Here is a 22,946-nt window from a genome sequence, read left to right as displayed (position 1 = left end):
ATAGATGCTGCTGCAAATCGGACTGGACATCGGATCGACAACGGCCAAAATAATCGCAATGCAAGGGTCGGAAATTGTACATGAGCATTACATCCGCCATTATTCGGACATTCAGAACGCGGTTCTATCTCTTTGGGAACAATTGATGCGTTTACATCCCGATGCGGAAGCGACTGTCTGCATGAGCGGGTCGTCCGGCCTTTCCTTCTCGGAGCTTGCCGGGATTCCATTTCTGCAAGAGGTAGTCGCCTGCACGAAGGCCGTCAAGCTTCTGGCGCCGGAGACCGATACCGCCATCGAATTGGGCGGCGAAGACGCCAAGATTATTTATTTCCGCGGGGGCATCGAGCAAAGAATGAACAACGCCTGTGCCGGGGGCACCGGCGCGTTTATCGACCAGATGGCGGCCTTGCTGGAGACCGACCCGGCCGGGCTTAATGAACTGGCAAGCCGTTATGAGACGATCTACCCCATCGCTTCCCGATGTGGGGTATTCGCCAAGACGGACATTCAGCCACTGTTAAACGAAGGCGCACAGCGGGAAGATATCGCCGCCTCGATCTTCCAGGCCATTGTCAACCAGACGATCAGCGGGCTGGCCTGCGGCCGCCCGATTCGCGGCAAAGTGGCATTACTTGGCGGCCCCCTGACGTTCCTGCCTATGCTGCGGGAGCGGTTTGCCTTGACGCTGGGTCTCACAGAGGAAGAGGTCCTCTTCCCCGAACGCAGTCAATACTTCGTGGCGTTAGGCGCCTGTCTGCACAGCGCGAGTGGCGAGCAGCTTCCGCTGTCCGCTTGGTTGGAGCGGCTGCAGGCCGTCAACTTTGCTGCCTCAGGCTCGTATGGCGGCGGCAAAGACCCGCTGCTCCCGCCCCTGTTCGCAAACCAAGCGGAGCTGGCTGCGTTCCAGCTGCGCCATGTCGCCGCATCTGCCGTACGCGCTGAGCTGGCAAACTACGAAGGTCCCTGCTTCCTCGGTATCGACGCCGGATCCACGACGACGAAGCTCGTCCTGACCGGCAGCGAGGATCAAATCCTGCATACGTTCTATGCAGGTAATAAAGGCAATCCCCTGGCTACCGTCCGGGAGGCTCTTAAAGAAATCTACGACATCCTTCCTGCCGATTGCTTCATAGCTCACGCATATGTTACCGGCTATGGGGAAGGATTGGTTAAAGCCGCGTTCCGGATTGACGGCGGCGAAGTTGAAACCGTTGCTCACTATAAAGCGGCCTCTTCCTTTCTGCCGGGAGTCGACTTTATTCTGGATATCGGCGGCCAAGACATGAAATGCATCAAAATCCGAGGCGGCGCCATCGATACCCTGATGCTGAATGAAGCCTGCTCGGCCGGCTGCGGCTCGTTCCTGGAGAGCTTCGCCGGCACGCTCGGTCTGAACATCACCGAATTCGCCGACCAAGCGCTGCAGGCTAAAGCGCCCGTCGATCTCGGTTCCCGCTGCACGGTATTCATGAATTCCAAGGTCAAGCAGGTACAAAAGGAAGGTGCGACCCTCCCCGATCTTTCCGCCGGCCTCGCCTATTCCGTAATCAAGAATGCGCTGCAAAAAGTCATTAAAATCCGCAATCCCGAAGACATGGGAGAACGGATTATCGTACAGGGCGGTACCTTCCTGAATGACGCGGTATTGCGTGCTTTTGAACAGCTTACCGGCCGGGAAGTGGTTCGGCCCGATATCGCCGGCATGATGGGCGCCTACGGCTGTGCTTTGATCGCACGGACCGGCCACGCCGGGACCGGATCTAGCACAATTTTGTCGCGGGAAGCGCTGGATACTTTTGCTTGCGAGGTCTCTCATGCCAGATGCTATCTGTGCAGCAATAATTGCGCCATGACCGTAAGCCGGTTTCCCGACAAAAGCTTCCATGTGACCGGGAACCGCTGCGAACGCGGGGCAACCCAGAAGATGGAGAAGAACGGGCTGCCGAATCTGACGGCCTACAAATATGACCGGATGTTCAGGTACGCTTCCCTGGAGCCCGAGCAGGCCGTCCGAGGTACTGTCGGCATCCCGCGGGTGCTGAATCTGTTCGAGAATTATCCTTTTTGGCACACCTTCTTTACGAAGCTTGGGTACCGGGTAGTGTTATCGCCGAAATCGACGAAAAAGCTGTATGAAAGCGGAATGGAGACGATTCCCTCCGAATCCGTATGTTATCCTGCCAAGCTGGCGCACGGCCATATTCAAAGCCTGATCCGGAACCGGGTGGACTTTATTTTCTATCCTGCCGTCGTATATGAGAAAAAGGAAGATGAATCCGCGGACAATCATTTTAACTGTCCGGTGGTGGCCAGTTACCCGGAGGTCATCCGTACGAATGTCGATGCGTTAAAAGAAGGCGGAACTCCGCTGGTTAGCCCCTTCCTCAATTTCGATTCGGAACCGGTGTTGCGCAAACGCCTGCAGGAGACGTTTCCGTTCATTCCAAAAGAAGAGCTGGCATCCGCGTTTGCAGACGCTTGGGAGGAAGCGGAACGGGCCAAGGACGAAATCCGGGCCAAAGGCGAGGAAACACTCGATTATTTGCAAAGCACAGGGACAAAAGGGATCGTTCTATGCGGTCATCCGTATCATACGGACCCGGAAATCAATCATGGAATCGCCGAATTGATTACGGGAATGGGTCTCGCCGTGCTGACCGAGGATTCGATTTCCCATCTCGGCGAAGTGAAGCATCCGCTGCCGGTCGTTAATCAATGGACCTATCACGGAAGAATGTACCGGGCCGCCTATGTCGTTACAGAGCGGAACGATCTGGAGTTGGTACAGCTTACTTCCTTCGGCTGCGGCATCGATGCGATCACCGCCGACGCGGTCCAGGAAATTCTGGAACGGGAAGGCAAAACGTTTACCCTTATCAAAGTGGATGAGATCAGCAACCTGGGAGCCGCGCGGATTCGGCTGCGCTCCCTGTTGGCTGCCATGAAGGAACGGGAAACGGTTAAATCGCCACTGGACGGTATGCCTGCCCCGGTTCACCCGGCCCCTTTTACGAAGAAAATGAAAGATAGCTATACGATCCTGGCGCCGCAAGTTTCCCCGATTCATTTCGAGTTGTTCGAAACGGTGTTCCGGGAAGTCGGATACCGGCTTAAGGTGTTGAAGACGGCAAGTAAAGAAACGACGGAAGAAGGGCTCAAATTCGTCAATAATGACGCCTGCTATCCCGCCATCGTGACCATCGGACAAATCGTGGCCGCGTTAAAAAGCGGGGATTATGATCCGGACCGGACTGCGGTCATTTTGACGCAGACCGGAGGCGGATGCCGGGCCACCAATTATATCGGCCTCCTCCGCAAAGCGCTGAAGGAAGCGAAGATGGAGCAAATCCCGGTCATCTCGCTCAATGTTTCGGGACTGGAGAACCAGCCCGGCTTCAAGCTGAATCTAAAAATCATCAACCGGCTGATCGCCGCTTGCTGTTATGGCGATTTGCTGATGCGGCTGCTTTACCGCTTCCGTCCATATGAGCTCAATGCCGGGGATACGGAACTGCTGTTTCGCAAATGGATGAATTTATGCCGTCACTCGCTGCGGCGGTTTTCCTTTGCACAATATAAAGAGTATATTGCCACGATGGTTGAGGAATTCGAGGCATTGCCCCTAACTGGGAAGACTAAACCCCGAGTCGGCATCGTCGGCGAAATCCTCATCAAGTTCCATCCCGATGCCAACAACCGGCTCGTAGAGGTAATCGAGGCCGAGGGCGGCGAAGCGGTCGTGCCGGATTTTCTGGATTTTATGTTCTACTGCCTGTATAACCCGATCTATAAGGCTGATCAGCTCGGCAAGAGCAAAATGCTGGGACTGGTCAATCCTATGGTGATCGGCTATCTGGAAATGTACCGTAAGCCCGTAAAAAAAGCGCTTGAACATAGCCGCTTCCTCACGCCTCCTGAGAGTATCTATGATCTGGCGGATAAAGCCAGCCGGCTCTTATCCGTCGGAAACCAGATGGGAGAAGGCTGGTTTCTGACCGCCGAAATGATGGAACTGCTGGATCACGGCGTCAACAATATCGTCTGCATTCAACCGTTCGCCTGCCTGCCGAATCATATTACCGGCCGCGGCATGGTCAAGGGCCTGAAGGAAATGTACCCGGAAGCCAACATCGCTGCGATCGATTACGATGCCGGGGCCAGCGAGGTCAACCAGATCAACCGGATCAAGCTGATGATGTCGATTGCGAACGGCGTGTTGTGCTGAGTCAGCAAAACCGCCCCCAAAATCCATATTGGATCCGGGGGCGGTTTTAATCTAGGGTCATGATTAAGGGACAAAACGGGTCTTATTTGGCCTTGAATGACGCATTACGCCTAAAATAAGGGACATGAGGGGCCCTATTTCCTAGGTTTATATAAAAACAGTCTGTTTTCGCGATTTCCCTATTAATAAGAACCTAAAAAGCCCTTATTTCTCTCCGAAAGCTCAATATAATGAGAATAACGCCCTAAAAGTCCCTTATCCACAGGTCATCGGGATTACAAAGAAACGCCTACCCGTTCCGCTGACTGTCTATTTTCTCGGCCAGCTCGTTCAAATAGGCCCAGCGGTCCATCAGCCGCTCCAGCTCCGCTTCGGCTTCCTGCTGCTCCTGCATCAGTTCCTGCAGCTTGACCGCGTCGCTCACTGCGGCTGCCATCCCTTCCGTAATTGCGGTCAGCCGCTGTTCTGCGGCTTCCACCTTCTCGTCGATCGTCTCATATTCCCGCTGCTCATTATAACTGAACTTAAGCTTCTCGCCGCGGGCCGGATCTTTGCTGCTTCCAGCGGTTGAAGCGGATACAGCGCCGGAAGAACTGTCCGCACCTCCTGCGTTCTTGCTATCCGCCGCCTTGCCCGCCAGACTCTTGCCGCCAGCAGCACCGGACGATAAGCCGGGATTCACCACGTCTTTGCCAGCCGCCTGCAATCGCTCCTCATAGTCGCTATAATCCCCGACATGCACGGCTACTACGCCGCCGCCCTCGAACGCCATAATCTTATCGACCGTACGGTCAAGGAAATACCGGTCATGGGATACCACGAATACGGCGCCCGGAAATTCGTCCAAGTAAGCTTCTAGGACGGTCAGAGTTTGAATGTCCAGATCGTTAGTCGGTTCGTCCAGCAACAGCACGTTAGGGGCGCCCATCAGGACGCGGAGCAAATACAGACGCCGCTTCTCTCCCCCGGACAGCTTCGCAATCGGAGTCCACTGCATGGCCGGCGGAAACAAGAACCTCTCCAGCATCTGAGCCGCAGTAATCCGCGAGCCGTCTGCGGTTTCCACAACCTCGGCTTCCTCCTTGATATATTCAATCACCCGCTGCTTGCCGTCCATCTCCTGATGCTCCTGGGTGAAATAACCGAGCTTTACCGTCTGGCCGAGCTCGATTTCCCCCGCATCCGGCTGAATCCGACCGGCGATCATGTTGAGCAGCGTGGATTTCCCGCTGCCGTTCGGACCTACGATGCCGACGCGGTCACCAGGGACCGCCGTATAGGTCAACTCACCGATCAAAAGCCGTTCCCCGGCGGATTTGCGCAGCCCGGAAATCTCCAATATTTTTCGTCCCAGCCGGGTCGAAGCCACGGAAATATCAAGCGAATTGCTCTTGAATTCCGTTTTCATATTTTGAAGCTTCTCAAAGCGTTCGATCCGGGCCTTTTGCTTCGTCGAACGAGCCTGAGCGCCGCGTCGGATCCAGGCCAGCTCGTTCCGCAGCAAATTCTGGCGCTTCTGCTCCGAGGCCGCTTCGCGCTCCTCGCGTTCGCTCTTCAGCTCCAGAAAGCGGCTGTAATTCGCTTCGTAGCGGAACAATCGGCCATGATCCAGTTCTAACATGACATTGCAGACCCGGTCCAGGAAATACCTGTCGTGCGTGATCAGCAGCAGCGCGCCGCGCCGTTTCTGTAGGAACGATTCCAGCCAGGCGACCGAATCGTTGTCGATGTGGTTGGTGGGCTCGTCCATGATCAGCAGCTCCGAAGGAACGATGAGCGCGGACGCCAGAGCGACCCGTTTGCGCTGTCCTCCGGACAATTCGCCCATTTTTCGGCCGAAGTCGGTAATTCCTAGTCTGGACAACACGCTTTTGGCGTCGCTCTCCAGGCTCCAGGCCTGTAGCCGGTCCATTTCCTGACTCAGCTTCGTCACTTTGGCCTGAAGACCCTCATCCGTCGGCAGCAAATCCAGCTCCTCCATAGCCTCCATGTAAGCGGAGACGACCTCCAGCTCGGGACCGCCGTTTTGGAACACCCCGCGTAATACGGTGATACCCGGATCAAATTCGGGGTTCTGGGATAGAAAAGTAATCCGAGTGTCCCGGTTTACCGAAACCCTGCCTTCATCGGCCGGTTCCAACCCGGCAATCACGCGGAGAAAAGTGGATTTCCCCGTACCGTTGACCCCGATCACGCCGATTTTGTCATGCTCATCCATGCCGAACGAGGCATCCTGAAACAGAACCTTTTCGCCATAGCTTTTCGTTAGATGTTCCACAGTCAATATATTCATTAAGTTTTACCTACTCTCTAAGCCATTTAAGAGGTTGTCCAAAAAAAATTCCTTTGGTCCGAAATGCTTCGGGTTCTAGGACAGTCTACGGCTAATTATATCAAAAGCGCGGAGGCAAGTCCCCAAGCAATCAGGCCTGCGGCAAGGGAGCTGAGCATATTTACCGCATCATTGCTCATCCAGCGCAGTCCCCGCAGGGGTACGGTATCTCCCCCGCAATGCTTGTCCACCTCCACGCTCTTGCCGCATACCGGACAGCGGTTCATCCGCTGGATGGTTGCGCCTAGCAGGGAGTCGGCAAACGCGCCGGCAAAGCCTGAGATGCCGCCAACGATAAGCCACTGCCACAAGGATAGGGCGGGAAGCACGGACGTTCCGGTGCTTGTCCCGTCGGTCCAACGCAGCAGCAGCCAGGCGGCCCCGCCGATCAGCATCGCGCCGGCCAGTGAGGCGGTGCTGCCAAGCAGCGATACCCCTCCGGAAGTTCCGGCGGGCAACTGCCTCCAGGTCAGCACCGACCGCGGGAGCTTGCGGCTAAGCCCGCCCCATTCGGTCGCCCACGTATCCGCGGTGACCGCTGCCATGGTGCCTACGAATAGATAGGCCCAAACAGGATCGGGCCAAATCGCATTGCCGATGCAGGCAAGCATCCCCAACCCGCCGTTGGCAAACACTTGTCCAGCATCCCGCCTGCCGCTTTTGGCATAGGATTTCTCCAGTTCCCGCTTCCGCTCCCCGCGGAATTTGGAGAATATCGAAGACGTAATGAAGAACAGCAGCAAAATACCGAACCAGAACAAATCGCCCGCCCCGTAATATACCATCCCCATTATAGTGGCGGCGATCATGCCCGATAAGGAAAGGGACGATTTACGGTAAGCGGCCGTAGAGACCAAAAGGGCGCCTAGCGCCCCTATGATCCAGTCCATCATCATTGTTTTGCCCGGGGACCCGCCGAAACTTCAAAGCTGCCCAGCACCTTGGTTCCGTAAGCAATTTCCAAACGGTCTCCTTGGTACACAGGCCCCACCCCTTCCGGAGTTCCCGTGAAGATGAGATCCCCTTCATCCAATCCATATCTGTCGGCTATATAATCCACGATTTGCTGCAGCGAAAAAATCATATTCTTAATATTTCCGCGCTGTACCAGCTCCCCGTTTTTCCGCAACGTGAAATCTTCTCCGGCTGTTCCTTCGGCTCCGGGAAAAGCGATGTAAGGCGTAATCGGAGCGGAATTTCTAAATCCTTTGGCCGCCGTCCAAGGCTGCCCCTTTTTCTTCAATTCGCTCTGTACATCGCGCAGCGTGAAATCGATGCCGAACGCCATTACATCCACCAGCTCGTCCACCGTCATGCCGGATTCATACCGTCTGCCGATCCGCAGGACCAGCTCGGTTTCATAATGAACTTCCCCGCGGTCCTCGGGGAGCGCCAGCCCGGCACCCTCCATCGAAACTACCGCATGGGAAGGCTTTAGAAAGATCATCGGCTCGGACGGCACTTCATTGCCGAGCTCCTCGGCGTGCAGCCGGTAATTGCGTCCAACACAATAGACGTTCGAAATCATTTTATTCATTCATTAAGCCTCCTGGATACCTGGTCAAAAGTTCAGTTTTCTATTATTGCCTTGCGCCATACATCGGGCCGGTTCGTGCAGAGAAGTATATCGCCGTGCATGGCGGCCACCCGCCGCATTCTACGGACATCATCCATCGTCCAGGCCATGACCTCAATCCCGCGTCTGGCGGCCTTGCCGGCGATCTCGGCCGTTAAATATCGATGATTCATGGACAAGAATGAACATTGAAGCATCTGCAGCCTTAGCAGCACATCCCTCGCCTTGCCGTTGACAATCAGGCCTGTACGGATTCCACGGCCGATCTCTTTGATCTTGGCCAATATTCGCGGCTCGAAAGAGGTTAGAACGACATCCTGCTCCATGCGCCGTTTCCGCACGGCCGAAATAATCTTCTCCTCAATGCCGGGATACAGGTTACCCTGGGTTTTCACTTCGATATTCGCTTGCAACCGGCCTTTGATTTTATCCAGAAATTCATCCAGACTGATCAGTTTCTCCCCGGTATATGCCTTGGACTTCCATCGGCCGGCGTCCAGTCTTTGCAGCTCTTCCCATGTTTTGTCCTTGACCGGCCCCCGCCCGTTGGTAGTACGGTTTAACGTGAAATCATGAATCAGCAGGGGCACGCCGTCCTTAGACAGCTGGACATCAATTTCAATCCACCCAACATAAGGCTGCTCCATCGCGAGAGAGACGGCAGCCATTGTATTCTCCGGCGCAATTCCCGAAAATCCACGGTGCGCAACGCAAAGGTTGGACACACAACCACGCTCCCTCCCTGCTGTATTCTATGGTTCAGGTATTGTCTGCCTTCGCTTCGCCCGATGCTCCGATCGAAATTCCGGGTGAGAAGCTCTCTACCTCTTTAAACAATTTACTACCTTCCTCATCACTCATCGGAATCGGTTGCCCAAGCTCCGTTTTGTAAGGAATCAGCTTCAGGTCGCAATCGCCCCCACGCGTGCATTCCGCAGAAAAAACGGCGGTTTCCCAAGTTTTCGGATCCTTCGATTTCGTAAAAATAAAGTTCCCCGTGCTGTAAGCGATCCATTTTCCTTTATATTTCTCAAGTCCCTGAAGCACATGCGGATGGCCGCCAACAACCAGATCAGCGCCGGCATCGATAAATTCCCGGGCCAGCGTCGTTTGATGCTCCTCCAGCTTCGTTGTACGTTCCTTACCCCAATGAACAACGACAAACACAAGGTCGGCATTTTGACGTGCCGTCTGAATGGCCTTCAGAGCCTGTTTGGAATCGTACACGGCCGCTACGCCAGGGTTCTTTCCAGCTACCCAATGCGACTCGGGAATCACTCTTGTGTAGCCGCAAAGCGCAATTTTAATCCCTTTTCGCTCAATATAGACCGGGGCATACGCATCCGTGCTATTCTTCCCCGCTCCGACGTAATGCAGCTTGCTCTCCTTCAAATGATCTATCGTATCCAGCAGACCTTCCACACCCTGATCAAGAATGTGGTTGTTGGCCAGGTTTACAGCCTCCACTCCCGCTTTGGCCAGCTCCGGCAGCGCCTGGGGCGACGATTTGAACACGAACTGTTTGTTCTCGGCCGCCGTACCTCGTTCCGTCACCGGCGTTTCCAGGTTCACGACGCTGAGATCATCGTTCAGAAACAGATCTTTCACATAACGATAAGGGTAATCATACCCTTCCTTTTGCAGTTTCTCCGCCACTTTGCTGGAAAAGATCGTATCCCCCGCAAAATGAATGAGAAGCCGTTCATCGGGATCGGTATTTTGCACCGGATCCGGATCCTGAGTCTCATCCGGCACTATTTCTTTCTGTCCGCTATTACCGGTTCGATTCCCTGCTTCGTCAGGCTCCGCCGCTGAGTCTGAACCGTCAGGTTCCTGTACGGCGTTATTTACGTCCGGCGATTGATTTTCCTGGTCCGGAATTTGGCTGCCGACCTCTCCGCCTTTTCCATTGTCACCATTTACATCGGACGAATAGTCCGCATCTCCTGACTTAGGACTGCTTTGTGTCGTAAGATCCGATAAATAAAAATAAGTTCCCAAAACAACGATGATCAGAATAAGCGATACGTTCAACCCAAGCCAAAAACGGTTTTGGCCCCGCTGCTTATCCTTTTTCTTCTTACTGTATTTCTCCGAACGTGGTGGATACATGGTAAACTCCTTTTTCCCTCATACTCGCCTTAATTCTTGAACATGATTGATTTTATTATATCAGGTAACCTGAAATAAATAGAACCCCTCGCCTATTTTAAGCGAAGGGTATCTTGGGGCCTAGTCGGTTAGGACGACTTCGGCCTGATAAGCCGATATTTAATTTCTACTCTTTACGCAATTGAAAAATCACATCGCTGAGCGTTTCCATGTACAAAGGATCGGTGTTCAGCGAATCGATCCGCTCCAGCCGCATATCCAGCTCTTTTGCGATCGCTTTGGCTTCAATATCGAGATCGTACAGTACCTCCAGGTGGTCCGATACGAATCCGACCGGAGCTACCAGAACATCCTCGACTTGCTCCAGGCTCAAAGAGCGGAGCGTATCCAGAATATCCGGACCCAGCCAAGGCTCGGCCGTACGTCCCGCACTCTGCCACGTAAACTGCCAGGAAGTTACTCCGGCCCGTTCGGCAACCGCCTTAGAGGTTTCGAGCAGCTGATCCTGATAGGGGTCGCCCATGTCGAGGATCTTCGCAGGCAAGCTGTGCGCGCTGAACAAGACTCTTACTTTCTCCCGCTCCGCCCCGGCTTCCTCGAACAAATCCAGTTTGCCCGATACTCTTGCAGCCAGCGCCTCGATCAGCTTCGGATGCAAATGATAGCTGCGGACGAACTTCATCGCGATTCCGGATTCGGCCGCTTTGGCCTCGGCCCGCTTGATATAACCGCCGATACTCATCACAGAGTAATGCGGTGCCAGCACGATGCCGATCGCCTCCGTAATGCCGTCCCCGGCCATAGCCTCGACACCGTCTTCGATAAACGGGCGGGCATGCTTCAAGCCCTGATAACAAACGAATTCATGTTCTGCGTAAGGATTTAACCGGTTTAACGTGTCCTGCAGCGCAGCCACCTGATTATCGGTGTTCGCGCGAAGCGGAAATACGCCGCCGACAATCGCCTCATAACGGTCTTTCAGCTCTTTCAGCTGCTCCGCGGTCGGCGGATTCCCCCGGCGGATATGCGTGTAATAAGATTCTACTTGATCCAGACTTTCAGGTGTGCCGTAGGACATCACCAATACGCCGATTTTTGTTTTCATGGTCTTATTCACCCCAATAAGTTCGTGTCATGAGTTCAATTGAATATGATGACGCTGAGAAATCACTTGCTCCGAGTACTCGTGTACAAAGGCAGTCAGTTCGCTAAGCTTCTCGAGCGATGCTTCCGGGAACAATCCGTGGCCGAGATTGAATATGTATCCGGGAACCTCTAATCCCTGATCGATCAACTCTTTGGCATACTGTTTAATAGTGTCCATAGGTGCGGTAAGAATATACGGATCCAGGTTCCCCTGAACGGCAAACTTCTCCCCGATGCGACGGCGTCCTTCAGCAATAGATACCCGCCAATCGAGACCGATGACATCGGCTTGAAGTTGCGTTAGTGTCGGCAACAGTTCTCCGGAACTTACGCCTGGAAAATATATTTTCGGTACATCCAAATCGCTAAGTTCGGCAAAAATACGGGTAATCGTCGGCAGCACAAACCGCTCAAAATCCTTCGGCGCAAGCGCACCCACCCAGCTGTCGAACAGCTGGAACGCTTTCCCGCCGCTCTTGATATGGGCTCGCAAGTAAGTGATGACCATATCGCCGAGCTTGCCCATCAGCTTGTCCCATAATTCCGGTTCCCCGTACATCAGGCTTTTCGTGCGGATATAGCTTTTCGAAGGTCGTCCTTCGATCAGATAGCTTGCAATCGTAAACGGAGCACCGGCAAAAGTGATTAACGGCACTTCAAGCTCCCGATCCAAAATAGCGATCGTTTCCAGGATATGCGAAAGATCCTTCTCGACATCAATCGGCTTCAGCCGGTCGATATCTTCCTTAGACCGAATCGGATTGTCGATGACAGGGCCGATATTCTTGACGATATCAAAGTCAATGCCCAGTGAAGCTACGGGATTCATAATATCCGAATATAAAATAGCGGCGTCCACGCCCAGCTTGCGGACAGGCATCAGCGTAATTTCCGCTGCCAGTTCAGGCTGCCGGCAAATTTCGAGCAGACTGTATTTTTCTTTGACCTTGCGGTATTCGGGATCATATCTGCCCGCCTGGCGCATGTACCATACAGGGAGACGATCCACTTCCTGCCTTTTGCAGGCTCGGATGAACCGATCATTATAAGCCACGTCTACAGGCCTCCTATACTAAAATCTCTAATATACATTATGCCCTTTTTAAAAGTAAGTAACAACTATCACACCAGCTCGTCCCATGACAATCGTATGACATTCCTCCACCGAAGTGCTCGGAAAACTGTGCTATACTAATTAGACTTTGTTTTCAACTAGATGAACCCGAAAGGAAGTGAAAGCACATTGAAATCATGGAAGTTGAACCTCATTGTGCTTTGGTTCGGACTGTTTTTCGTCAATGCCGGAATGACGATGATTACTCCGTTTTTATCGCTGTATCTGGCCAGAAATCTGCATGTGCAAGGCGAGCATGCCATCGGGATTTGGGCCGGCCTCATCTTTGCCGCCAACTTTGCGACGTCCTTTATCTTTCAACCGTTGTGGGGCAAACTTTCCGATAAATACGGACGCAAGATCATGCTGCTTCGCTCCGGTTTCGGTATGGCCATCGTCATTACATTGATGGGTTTTGCGACGCAGCCGTGGCATCTTCTCGTTCTCCGATTGCTGAACGGTACGATATCCGGCTTTAATCCGGCGGCCGTATCGCTCATATCGAGCACCGCCCCGAAAGAGCGGATGGGATTTGCCATGGGCACGATTCAGTCGGGAAATGTGGCCGGAACGATCCTGGGGCCGTTGATCGGCGGACTTATGGCGGAATACATCGGCTTCCGTCCTATTTTTTATATCACCGGGGCCCTGCTATTCGTGGCTTCCATGCTTGCTTTATTATTCGTCCGCGAGAAATTCGACCGGGAAGAAGCGGCTCATGCCCCGCAAATTTCCGTGCTGCAAGGTTTTGTCGAGCTTAATAAAACCCCGCAGTTAACCGCCCTGTTCGCGGTGACGTTCCTTCTGCAATTCGCTATGCTCAGCCCGATGTCCTTGCTCCCGCTCTATGTTGAGAAACTGCACGGCGTTCCGACCGATGTTCCCTTCTGGGCCGGGTTCGTTACCGCCGTAACGGGAATTTCCAATATGGTAACCTCTCCAGTACTGGGACGGGTAAGCGACAAAGTCGGGGCGCATCGAATATTGACCTTTTGCTTAATCGGCGCGGCTGCTACGCTCATTCCGCAAGCCTTCGTGCATACAGTGTGGCAGCTCATTCTGATCCGCTTCCTGATGGGAGTCTTCATGGGCGGCCTATTGCCAAGCGTCAATGCACTGATTCGTTTCTACACGCCGGACGGCATGGAAAGCCGGGCCTTCGGCTTTAACAGCAGCACGCTGGCGCTCGGCAACATGATGGGCTCCTTGATCGGCGGTTTCCTGTCCGGTTTTATCGGAATCGAGGGAATTTTTATCGTCTCCGGCATAATGCTGCTCTTCAACACCCTCTGGGTGCGGTGGAAGCTTTACGGCAAGCCGAAACTGACTCCTTTTAAGTAAAACAGAGTATAAAGGTAAAACCGTTCGATTTATCGAGCGGTTTTTTAATCATTATTTATAAGATAACTATAATTGTCTATAACTCAATGATATACAAAGAGATTTTATTACTACGTTAAAATACTCGTCAATGAATCGATAGAGTAACCCCACTGAATTTTATTTGGATTTAATATACTTTTTTTGAAAAATATTAAAAAAGTGGATTAATAGTTTAAATGTGGTATTATATGGAATAATTGTTGGCCAATAACTATTTTACTAAGAGGAGGGTTTTGATGAGAAAAGTTCTTTATCTATTAACTGTATGTACATTCTTTTTTTCTTTAACAAGTCAGGCACTTGCAAGTGATCTCTCTTTAACAACTGAAAATACTAATATTGGTGCAATAGTGGAGACTCAAGCAACCGAGGATTTCTCCTCCACGTTACCGTCAAACATTGGACCATTAAGCGGTGGAAGTGGTACCGTTACCTATGAATTTAAAGAAGAAACTCCGAAAACGTTGCAAAAAAAGTTATTAGTTAAATACCTAACAGAAAGCTGGGCTCAAGCTAGCTCATATACGTGGTCCAAATCCAACTCCACAAATTTAACATTTAGTGGGAATGTTACTGGTGAAGTGACAGATAAAATCAAGATACAGTTTGGACTAAGTGGAGGCTTTACAACAACCTACTCAGTCGCTATAACTTTACCCGCTGACTCAACAAAATTTAGCAAATTGGCTTATGGATCGGACTTTTATACACAAAATCTCTCTTATGTAAGAAGTATCAGTTACTGTACTATTTACGACGGTTGCCATTCATCATCAGATCCTAGAAAATATATTAGTTATAAAGAACCGACAAGTACCACCTATCTTTATGTAGTTTACAAGTGAATTCCAAATTAATTAAATTTCTAATAATCCGATGGAGTTGAAAAAAATGAAGAAAAAAGTATTGTACATAAGTTTCACTATATTAGTCATTATAATAATTACTTTTATAGTACTTCCAAAAAAAAGTGTATTCGGTAAGCCTCATTTTGTTCAATACAATGCCTCTTTTTCCGCTCCAAGCGGCTCTTCCTATACTATTGATCTAGCATATTTCGTAGTAAAGGGAAGTAAGAATATTCTGGATCCACAACTTATAAAACAAATCAAGTTCAAAAATTCAAATACCACAAATATAGAAAGTATAAATTATAAAAAAAGTGACTCATCAAAAAAATATGATATTAGGAATCTTGCACTTAAAGTGAATTTTATAAATAGCGGAAAAGAGAATCTGAATAATTTAGTAGTAACTTTTAATGACAATACTGTTCGGGAATATTCGATTGGACACTGGTACTTTGACGTTTCTAATCATAATGAAGAATCCAATTATATCGAAATGGGAGAAGAGTTCCCTCTTGTTACTAATGATTTTAATGGATACAATTTTAACTTTAAAAATAATTCCAGTAAAAAAATCGAAATAATAGATTTAGGAATTAATTTATTTGAAGCAAAGCTTAAAAATTATAGTTTAAGTATTGATCCGTATAGTAAACTAAATACATTGTTAGAAGCCTCTAGCTTAAATAAGGATAACAAATTCTACATTATCCGGCCTAAAATCACTTATAAATTTGATAATAAATCTTACATTTATTTTCCCTACGCCACTTATTATGGATTTTTAAGTATGAATGATAAGGATATTGACAATGAGGTAAGTAAAACCAATTAGCACCGCAAACAGACTTTCACTGACTACAAGATACTTGCTTATCTGGGTACGCCTTGACAAAAAAAGCCGGAGAGTCACTCCGGCTACTTCACTTCACCATCGCCAGGGCCAGGCCATCGTACGCCGGCAGCATGGTGCTGATCAGCCGCTCGTCGTTAGCGATCGATTCGTTGAATTTCCGCATTGCGAGGACCGAAGGTCCGTTTTTGTCCGGATTCAGCGTTCGCCCGCGCAGCAACGTGTTGTCCCCGGCGATGATCGCCCCGGGCCGGGCAAGCCGGATCGCATATTCCAGGTACGCGGGATAATTCTCTTTATCGGCGTCGATCAAGAAGAAATCGAATCGCTCGCCCCGGTTCTCCAATTGACTCAGACTGTCCAGCGCCGGACCGATCATGTACTCAGTCATCTCGCCAAAACCTGCGCGCTCCAGGTTCCGACGGGCCAAGACGGCGTTCTCCTCTTTCAGCTCGAGAGAGACGAGTCTTCCCCCCTGCTTCATTCCCCGCGCCAGACAAACGCCGCTATAACCGCCCAGAGCCCCGATTTCGAGAATCGACTCCGCTCCCGATATGGCCGCAAGCATCGTCAAGAGCCTGCCGTATCCCGGAGCGATCGAGACATCGTTTATACCGCTTTCCAGGATGGATTCCGTAACGCTCTTCAGCATTCCATCCTCGGTATATAATTCCTCACTATATTGTTCAGGGGTCATTTCCCGGTACACTCCTTTTTCCGTGTTGTCAAAAAGCCGTTTGTATCTTATTTAACATTGTCCTATACTGAATTGTATGGTTTTTGCACTATAACCACAAGTATTTCACGGAGTTGATATGATCATATGCCAGAACAAGGACAACAATTAGAATTGATTGCTACCGCACCGATGGGTCTCGAAGCCGTCGTTGCCCGCGAACTTAAAGATTTGGGTTACCATGATACCGTCGTCGAGAACGGACGGGTCACGTTTAAAGGCACCTTAAGTGACATTTGCCGCTGCAATTTATGGCTGCGCACTTCCGACCGGGTCCTCATTAAAATGGGCGAGTTTACCGCGCTCACGTTCGATGAACTCTTCGAAGGTACGAAGGCGCTGCCGTGGCAGGAGTGGATTCCTGTAGACGGCGAATTCCCGGTCGAGGGCCGATCGCATAAATCCCAGCTTAGCAGCGTACCCGCTTGCCAGGGGATCGTTAAGAAAGCAATCGTTGAGAAGCTCAAGGAAACGTACCACAATGAATGGTTCGATGAGGACGGCCCGCGCTACGTCATCGAAATCATCCTCCTTAACGACAAGGCGCTGCTGACGCTCGATACAACCGGACCTGCGCTGCATAAACGCGGTTACCGGAAGTTAGCGACCGAAGCGCCATTGAAAGAAACGATGGCCGCCGCGATGATCCTGCTCAGCCGTTGGCACCAAAACCCGTCCCGGCCGTTCTACGATCCTTGCTGCGGTTCGGGCACGCTGCCGATCGAGGCGGCCATGATCGCCTGGAACATCGCTCCGGGGCTGCGGCGCACGTTCAATTCGGAAGCGTGGCCGGTACTGCCAGAATCGATGTGGCAAGAGGCTCGAGACGAAGCGATCGACGCCGTGAAAGACGATATTCCGCTGAACATCGCCGGCAGCGACATCGATGCGCAGGCCATCGAAGTGGCCGAAGCGGCAGCCAAAGCGGCCGGGCTCTCCAAAGAGATTACCTTCCGCCAGCTGCCGGCCATCAAAATTCAGCCGGAAGGCGATTACGGCTGCATGATCACCAACCCTCCATATGGAGAACGGATCGGTGAAGAGAAAGAGGTGCGCCGCCTGATTTCCCAGTTAGGCCGCGTTACCGCCGAGCTGCCGACCTGGTCGTTTTTTGCGCTGACGCCGACCAAGCAATTCGAGCAAGATTTCCAACGCAAGGCGGATAAACGCCGCAAGCTGTTCAACGGCCGGATCGAATGCCAATATCTGCAGTATCTCGGACCCCTTCCCCCACGGCATTAATGCCCGGGTGGAGGGTTTCTCCGTTTTGGAATGGAAAGGAGAAATCCAGCATGGCATCATCAGGCGATAAACCGAAAAACTTCTTTAAGAAACTGATCAATTACCGCAATTTTGAATATATTTTGTTCACGTTGATTATTTTTTTCAAACTGCATTTTCTTCACGATAATCTCCATGCGCGCTATATCGACATGAGTTTGCTGGATGATGTAATCGCCATCGGCTCCATCCTGCTGGTGTCGTTCTGGACGCTTTGGCTGCCCCGCCGGGGACGAGCCATTGCTCTAATCATCTTGAATGTGCTGCTGACGGGGATCATTTTCTCGGACCTGGTGTATTACCGTTATTTCGGCGATTTCATCACGGTTCCGGTGTTGCTTCAGGCCGGCCAAGTCGGAGAACTAGGGGACAGCATCCAATCACTGATCCATTTGAAGGATCTTTGGCTTGTTGCGGACTGGATCATCTGGCTGGCAATTCATATCGGCCTCTTGTTCTACCGCCGAACCCGTGCCCGGAAACAAACATCCGGAAACCAACCCCCATATTCTCAGGCATCCCGCCACGGTTCAAAACGAAATTCCCTCCGGTTATCCCGATTCGTTACCGGCCTAGGCGTCTTTGTACTCGGCTTCGTTATTACGATGGGCCCGATCCGGTTCTATGCGAAAACGTGGGCGGTCGGCCTGTTCGAAGGCGGCTGGTGGAATATTTCGCTGTACAATGTCACCGGCCTGCTGGGCTTCCATTATTATGACGCTTATCGCTACGCGAAGGAACATCACGGCGACAAACCCGAGCTGTCGGATCAGGAGAAAGACACGATCCGGGAATGGTTTCAAAAAGCCGGCGATGAACGTGCAAATGACGGGACTTTTGGCGCTTATAAGGAAAGCAATGTTTTGGTAGTGCAGGTGGAAGCCTTCATGAATTTCATGATCGGCAAGGAAATCGGCGGCCAGGAGATCACTCCGAATTTCAACAAGCTGATGCAAGATAGCCTGTATTTTTCCAACTACTTTCATCAGACGGGCCAAGGACGAACTTCCGATGCCGACTTCTCTTCGCAAAGCTCGCTGCACCCGCTTCCGACAGGATCGGTATTCGTCCGTTATCCGGACCATACGTATGACACGCTGCCGCAAATCCTTAACCAAAACGGATATGAGACCGGCGCATTTCATGCTTACGAGGGCAGCTTCTGGAACCGGATCAATATGTATAAAGCGATGGGATACGATCATTTTTACAGTAAAAAAGATTTCAAGATGGACGAATCGCTCGGCTGGTCGTTGGGTGACAAATCCTTCTTCCGCCAATCACTCGTCAAGATGTCCGAAGAACAGCAGCCTTTTTATTCTTTCCTGATTACGCTGTCCAGCCATCATCCCTACTCTCTTCCGGCATCGGTCCGCCAACTGGATACCGGCGAATTCAAGGACACCATCTTCGGAAATTATCTGGAATCGATCCATTATGCGGACGCCGCCTTGGGCGAATTGGTGGAAGGCATGAAACGGGATGGACTCTGGGACAATACGATCCTTTACGTTTATGGCGACCATGATAACTCGATCCCGGAACAAGCGGATTACGAGAAGTTCCTCGGCAAACCGCTGACCGAGCTCGATATGCACCAAATCATGAACCAGGTGCCGCTACTGGTACACTTGCCTGACGGCAAGGCCGCCGGAGTCTACGATCAGCCGGCTGGTCAGCTCGACATGGCCCCGTCGCTCCTGCATCTGCTGGGAATATCATCGAAGCCTTACTACATGATGGGCAACAATCTGTTTGCCGACGGAGACAAATTTGTCGTCTTAAGGTCGGGCGCTTTTACGGACGGTAAATTATATTACATTCCTTCGCCGGACAATTTGTTCGACAATGGCACCTGCTACGACCTTTCATCTAAAGTGGAGACGGATATTGAAAAATGCCGGGTTCCTCATGAAGAAGCCAAAAAACGGCTGCAAATTTCCGATAATCTGATCATGAGCAATTTGATTCCTGAGCTGAAAAGCGGCGCTGCCAGCGCCCAATGAAACTATTGATCGACCATCTCTGACAGAACCAAAAGCAAGGGCCTGAACCCCGTTTCCGGGAGTTCAGGCCCTTGCCGCTTGTATGTGGCCATCGCCAATCATCATCAGATCGACGGTGCAGATTTAATCGGATTCAAGCTTGACTCACGCACGATCAGCCGCGGTAGAAGTCTCACATTGGATATTTCCTGCTCCCGATCCTGCATCCGCAGCAGTAACATCTCAGCCGCGGCCCGGCCGATTTCTTCCGCTTGCAGCGACACGGAGGTCAGCTTGGGGCTGATTCTGTCGCATACGCTCAAATCATCCATTCCGGATAAAAGCAGGTCATCCGGAACCCGGAGCCCCCGTTCTTCGCAAGCCTTGAGAACCCCGAACGCCATCAGATCGTTCGCAGCCACAATGGCTTGAGGCAGCACAGCCCCGGACAAGATTTCCTTCCCCGCCAAGTACCCGCCCGTTTCCGTAAAGTCGGCCTCCTGCACCATGCCGGGCGATTCTTTCAAACCGGCCTCCTGCAGCGCATCCCGGTAACCGCAATACCTCTCATGACCGGTTTGTTCCAGCAGCGGGCCGCCGATATAGGCGATCCGCTCCAGTCCTTGCCCGATAAAGTGGCGGACCGCTTCCTTAATTCCTTGATAAGTATCTACGAATACATAACGAAAGCGGTCGTCGCCGGATGGCGATTCATACCGGTTCGTGAGGATGATCGGGGCGTCTACCCGGTTGATTGCCGCAATATTTTCGTCGCAAAAATGAAAAGAGACCATGATCATGCCGTCCGCATATTTTTCACGCAATGTCTGGATCGCCCGAAGCTCCTCATCCAGCCTGTTCTTGGTGTCCATCAGAATCAGCAAATACCCGAGCGGCTCGATCAAGCTGTTAATGCCGCGGATCATATCGAAATAAAAAGGATTGCATATATCGGGGACCGCGAACAGGATTTTGTTGGATACCCGGGTTTTCAACATTTTGGCCGAATGGTCCGGCGCATAGTCCAGTTCGCTCGCCGCCTGCAAAATGCGCTGCCGGGTCTCTTCCTTGCAATAGCCGCGTCCGGATAAAGCCCGAGATACCGTGGAAGGAGAAATTCCGAGCTTCTCAGCGATGTGATAAATGGTCGCCAAATTGATTCACCTCTAAGTCTGGAATCGATTCCATACGTGATATCCATATTTTAGAATATAATACAGAATGAATCAATCGTATTTCCTTTGCAGACGATTTAAGGATTTTTATGTTCAAACTGTTTGCGGTTCGATTCCTCGTCAAACGGACGGATATCGGGCAGCGGCAATCGCTCCTTGACCTTAGGGAGCGGACCGAACGCCTGATGCGGCTCCGATTGATACCAATAGGCCGTGGAGGACATATCGTCGCTTCGGTGATTGTTATGACCATGCTCGATCGTTACACGAATGCTTTCGTCAAACATAACGGGGTCCTGTATATGATAACGGTAGACCGCTATTTTACCGCTCCAGTTCGGTCCGCCCCCCAGGATGATGCCGTGATAAGGGGTGCAGACTTCCTGCTGGGGACACCAGGCCGTATTGAAATAATCCTCGGTTCCGGTCCCGTGCATGGATGGAGGCCATGGCTCGCCGTCGATAAATATCATGTCGTCCCCTTCGCCGTACCAGTTCCATTCCATCGTCGGCCGCAAATTGTGCACATTGAGGTTGCAGCCTACATAGTGTCCTTTGCCGACGGCGTCCAGTATGACGTAGTTTCCGTCGCCCGTCGTGTTTTTTCCGCCGAATTCGAAAAACGCGTTATCCACATCTCGATCTTCGATCCCTTCTGTCGGGCATTCCCGGTTCCATTTCGCATGAAACCGCAGCTCGTCGGCAGGCAGAGATTCATATTGCTCATAATCCACGTAAAAATAAAATTTGATCACCTCGTCCGCTTCGCTCTCGATCTCGATTCTGGCCCGAGATGCGAACGGCATCGGAAAATAACTGACGAAGGCTTTGCCGTCTTCCGGGCTCATCATCAGACAAGCGGAAGTATAATTTTTGGTGACTCCATGGCCAAGGCCAAAGAAGTCGCCGATCGGAGCCTCCACGCTCGGGGCGTCTTCTCCATCCCAATACATGCGCAGTACGATTTTGCGGGGCAGGAAAGCCTCCTCCGCCGGCGCATCCGTTGCCATCGTCATCCAGATATGCTTGATGCAGCCCGCCCCGGCAATATCACAGATCTGCACATTTTCACCGGGAGAGATCGTAAAATAGTCCTTATTTCCGCCCGAACGGTCGTAACTTGATTCCCGCTTGCTTTTGCCCTGACGGGCACGCGACAAACTTGCGATGTTTTGTACGATGTCCATAATAAGATCCCTGCCTTTGCTTGATGTTTTATACATACTTTAGATTGGTATGATCCTAAACTGTAAGCCTTGCCTGCAGAAAAGCCTCCACTTCCTCGCGCCCGGGCAGTGAAGGGATCGCCCCGCGGCGAGTTACCGTAATCGCGCCCACCGCATTGGCGAACCGCACCGCTTCCGGCACGGAAGCGCCGCGCGTCAGTTCGACCGCCAATGCCCCGTTGAAGGAATCGCCGGCGGCCACTGTATCGAGTGCTTGTACCGGAAAACCCTCGACCCGGGTAAATCCGTTCCTGTCCGCGATCAGTGCGCCCTTTTCGGCCAGCGTCACCACCACATGGCCCACGCCCTGATCCAGCAGGATTTGCGCACCTTTCCGCAAATTTTCCTCGCTGTCCGCGGATATTCCGGTCAAAAGCTCTAGCTCGGTTTCGTTCGGTGTCAAATAAGTCACCTTGCTCAGTAAATCGGGGGTAAGCGCCCGGGCCGGCGCCGGGTTCAATATAAAGGGAACTCCGTATTTACTGGCGATTTCTGCGGCTTGCTCCACGACCGCAAGATCCATTTCCAGCTGCATGACCAGAATTTGAGACTTTTGAATCCACGGCTCCAGACGCAGCGTCTCCTCAGCTGTAAATTTCAGATTGGCTCCCGGAACGACGATAATGCGATTCTGCCCGCCTGCTTCAAGAACGATCGAACCGACGCCAGTCGGTGCGCTTCTATCAAACAAAATTTGGCTGCTCTCGATTCCTTCCCTGACAAGTACGGCGTGCATTTCCTCTCCGAACGAATCCATGCCGAGCTTACCCGCCATTATGACATCTGCGCCGAGACGCGCCGCTGCTACCGCCTGGTTGGCGCCTTTGCCGCCCGGAAAGCGGTCGAAGCTACCTCCGATCACCGTTTCTCCCCGATGGGGAGCCCGCTCGGTGCCAATGACGAGATCCATCATAAAACTGCCGATCACCATAATTCCCACAAACTCACCCC

General features: G+C 51.8%; 17 protein-coding genes. 6 read left to right on the top strand and 11 right to left on the bottom strand.

Annotation, left to right across the window (positions count from 1 at the left end; translation table 11 throughout):
• The first annotated feature begins 7 nt into the window (after nt 1-7).
• The gene (locus NYE70_RS01035) at nt 8-4,228 is read left to right on the top strand and encodes an acyl-CoA dehydratase activase-related protein (RefSeq protein WP_341047476.1); all 4,221 of its coding nucleotides are present in this window, start codon (nt 8-10) and stop codon (nt 4,226-4,228) included.
• Nucleotides 4,229-4,517: 289 nt separating this feature from the next.
• Here the strand turns inward: NYE70_RS01035 and NYE70_RS01030 are convergent, their stop codons facing one another.
• The 7 genes from NYE70_RS01030 to hemE all read right to left on the bottom strand — a co-directional run bounded on the left by NYE70_RS01030 (nt 4,518) and on the right by hemE (nt 12,448).
• Nucleotides 4,518-6,521: an ABC-F family ATP-binding cassette domain-containing protein gene (locus tag NYE70_RS01030; RefSeq protein WP_341044754.1), complete on the bottom strand. Its 2,004-nt coding sequence runs from the start codon at nt 6,519-6,521 to the stop codon at nt 4,518-4,520.
• Between the two features lie 95 nt (nt 6,522-6,616).
• A complete protein-coding gene (locus NYE70_RS01025) occupies nt 6,617-7,450 on the bottom strand; it encodes a DUF92 domain-containing protein (RefSeq protein WP_341047475.1) in 834 nt (277 codons plus the stop codon).
• 2 nt (nt 7,451-7,452) lie between these two features.
• The gene (locus NYE70_RS01020) at nt 7,453-8,097 is read right to left on the bottom strand and encodes a fumarylacetoacetate hydrolase family protein (protein WP_290407496.1); all 645 of its coding nucleotides are present in this window, start codon (nt 8,095-8,097) and stop codon (nt 7,453-7,455) included.
• 32 nt (nt 8,098-8,129) lie between these two features.
• Nucleotides 8,130-8,861: a glycerophosphodiester phosphodiesterase gene (locus tag NYE70_RS01015; RefSeq protein WP_211021060.1), complete on the bottom strand. Its 732-nt coding sequence runs from the start codon at nt 8,859-8,861 to the stop codon at nt 8,130-8,132.
• A 34-nt stretch (nt 8,862-8,895) separates the two neighbouring features.
• The gene (locus NYE70_RS01010) at nt 8,896-10,248 is read right to left on the bottom strand and encodes a CapA family protein (protein ID WP_341044752.1); all 1,353 of its coding nucleotides are present in this window, start codon (nt 10,246-10,248) and stop codon (nt 8,896-8,898) included.
• A gap of 166 nt (nt 10,249-10,414) precedes the next feature.
• Nucleotides 10,415-11,353 carry a ferrochelatase gene (gene hemH / locus NYE70_RS01005; RefSeq protein ID WP_341044751.1) on the bottom strand — a complete coding sequence of 313 codons (939 nt, stop codon included), beginning with the start codon at nt 11,351-11,353 and terminating at the stop codon, nt 10,415-10,417.
• 27 nt (nt 11,354-11,380) lie between these two features.
• Nucleotides 11,381-12,448, bottom strand: a complete 1,068-nt coding sequence (gene hemE, locus NYE70_RS01000) for a uroporphyrinogen decarboxylase (protein WP_341044750.1) — start codon at nt 12,446-12,448, stop codon at nt 11,381-11,383.
• A 162-nt stretch (nt 12,449-12,610) separates the two neighbouring features.
• Here hemE and NYE70_RS00995 point away from each other — a divergent pair, with 162 nt between their 5' ends.
• The 3 genes from NYE70_RS00995 to NYE70_RS00985 all read left to right on the top strand — a co-directional run bounded on the left by NYE70_RS00995 (nt 12,611) and on the right by NYE70_RS00985 (nt 15,574).
• The gene (locus NYE70_RS00995) at nt 12,611-13,849 is read left to right on the top strand and encodes an MFS transporter (RefSeq protein WP_341044749.1); all 1,239 of its coding nucleotides are present in this window, start codon (nt 12,611-12,613) and stop codon (nt 13,847-13,849) included.
• 278 nt (nt 13,850-14,127) lie between these two features.
• A complete protein-coding gene (locus tag NYE70_RS00990) occupies nt 14,128-14,736 on the top strand; it encodes a hypothetical protein (RefSeq protein ID WP_341044748.1) in 609 nt (202 codons plus the stop codon).
• Between the two features lie 31 nt (nt 14,737-14,767).
• Nucleotides 14,768-15,574, top strand: a complete 807-nt coding sequence (locus NYE70_RS00985) for a hypothetical protein (protein WP_341044747.1) — start codon at nt 14,768-14,770, stop codon at nt 15,572-15,574.
• Nucleotides 15,575-15,662: 88 nt separating this feature from the next.
• Here the strand turns inward: NYE70_RS00985 and NYE70_RS00980 are convergent, their stop codons facing one another.
• Entirely contained in the window at nt 15,663-16,289 is a 627-nt protein-coding gene (locus NYE70_RS00980; RefSeq protein ID WP_341044746.1) for an O-methyltransferase, read from the bottom strand.
• Between the two features lie 126 nt (nt 16,290-16,415).
• On the opposite strand from NYE70_RS00980, the gene NYE70_RS00975 reads away from it, so the two are divergent.
• Nucleotides 16,416-17,570 carry a THUMP domain-containing class I SAM-dependent RNA methyltransferase gene (locus tag NYE70_RS00975; protein WP_341044745.1) on the top strand — a complete coding sequence of 385 codons (1,155 nt, stop codon included), beginning with the start codon at nt 16,416-16,418 and terminating at the stop codon, nt 17,568-17,570.
• Nucleotides 17,571-17,620: 50 nt separating this feature from the next.
• Entirely contained in the window at nt 17,621-19,615 is a 1,995-nt protein-coding gene (locus NYE70_RS00970) for an LTA synthase family protein (RefSeq protein ID WP_341044744.1), read from the top strand.
• Nucleotides 19,616-19,719: 104 nt separating this feature from the next.
• Here NYE70_RS00970 and NYE70_RS00965 read toward each other — a convergent pair whose 3' ends face one another.
• From NYE70_RS00965 to rbsK, 3 genes are all read right to left on the bottom strand, one after another.
• Nucleotides 19,720-20,748, bottom strand: a complete 1,029-nt coding sequence (locus NYE70_RS00965) for a LacI family DNA-binding transcriptional regulator (protein WP_341044743.1) — start codon at nt 20,746-20,748, stop codon at nt 19,720-19,722.
• 98 nt (nt 20,749-20,846) lie between these two features.
• Nucleotides 20,847-21,992: a glycoside hydrolase family 172 protein gene (locus NYE70_RS00960; protein ID WP_341044742.1), complete on the bottom strand. Its 1,146-nt coding sequence runs from the start codon at nt 21,990-21,992 to the stop codon at nt 20,847-20,849.
• 19 nt (nt 21,993-22,011) lie between these two features.
• A complete protein-coding gene (gene rbsK, locus NYE70_RS00955) occupies nt 22,012-22,926 on the bottom strand; it encodes a ribokinase (protein WP_341047474.1) in 915 nt (304 codons plus the stop codon).
• Between the last annotated feature and the right edge of the window lie 20 nt (nt 22,927-22,946).

Source organism: Paenibacillus sp. FSL R5-0407, from assembly GCF_038009185.1.
GTDB lineage: Bacteria > Bacillota > Bacilli > Paenibacillales > Paenibacillaceae > Fontibacillus > Fontibacillus vini.
This window is presented reverse-complemented; position numbering and strand designations above follow the sequence as displayed.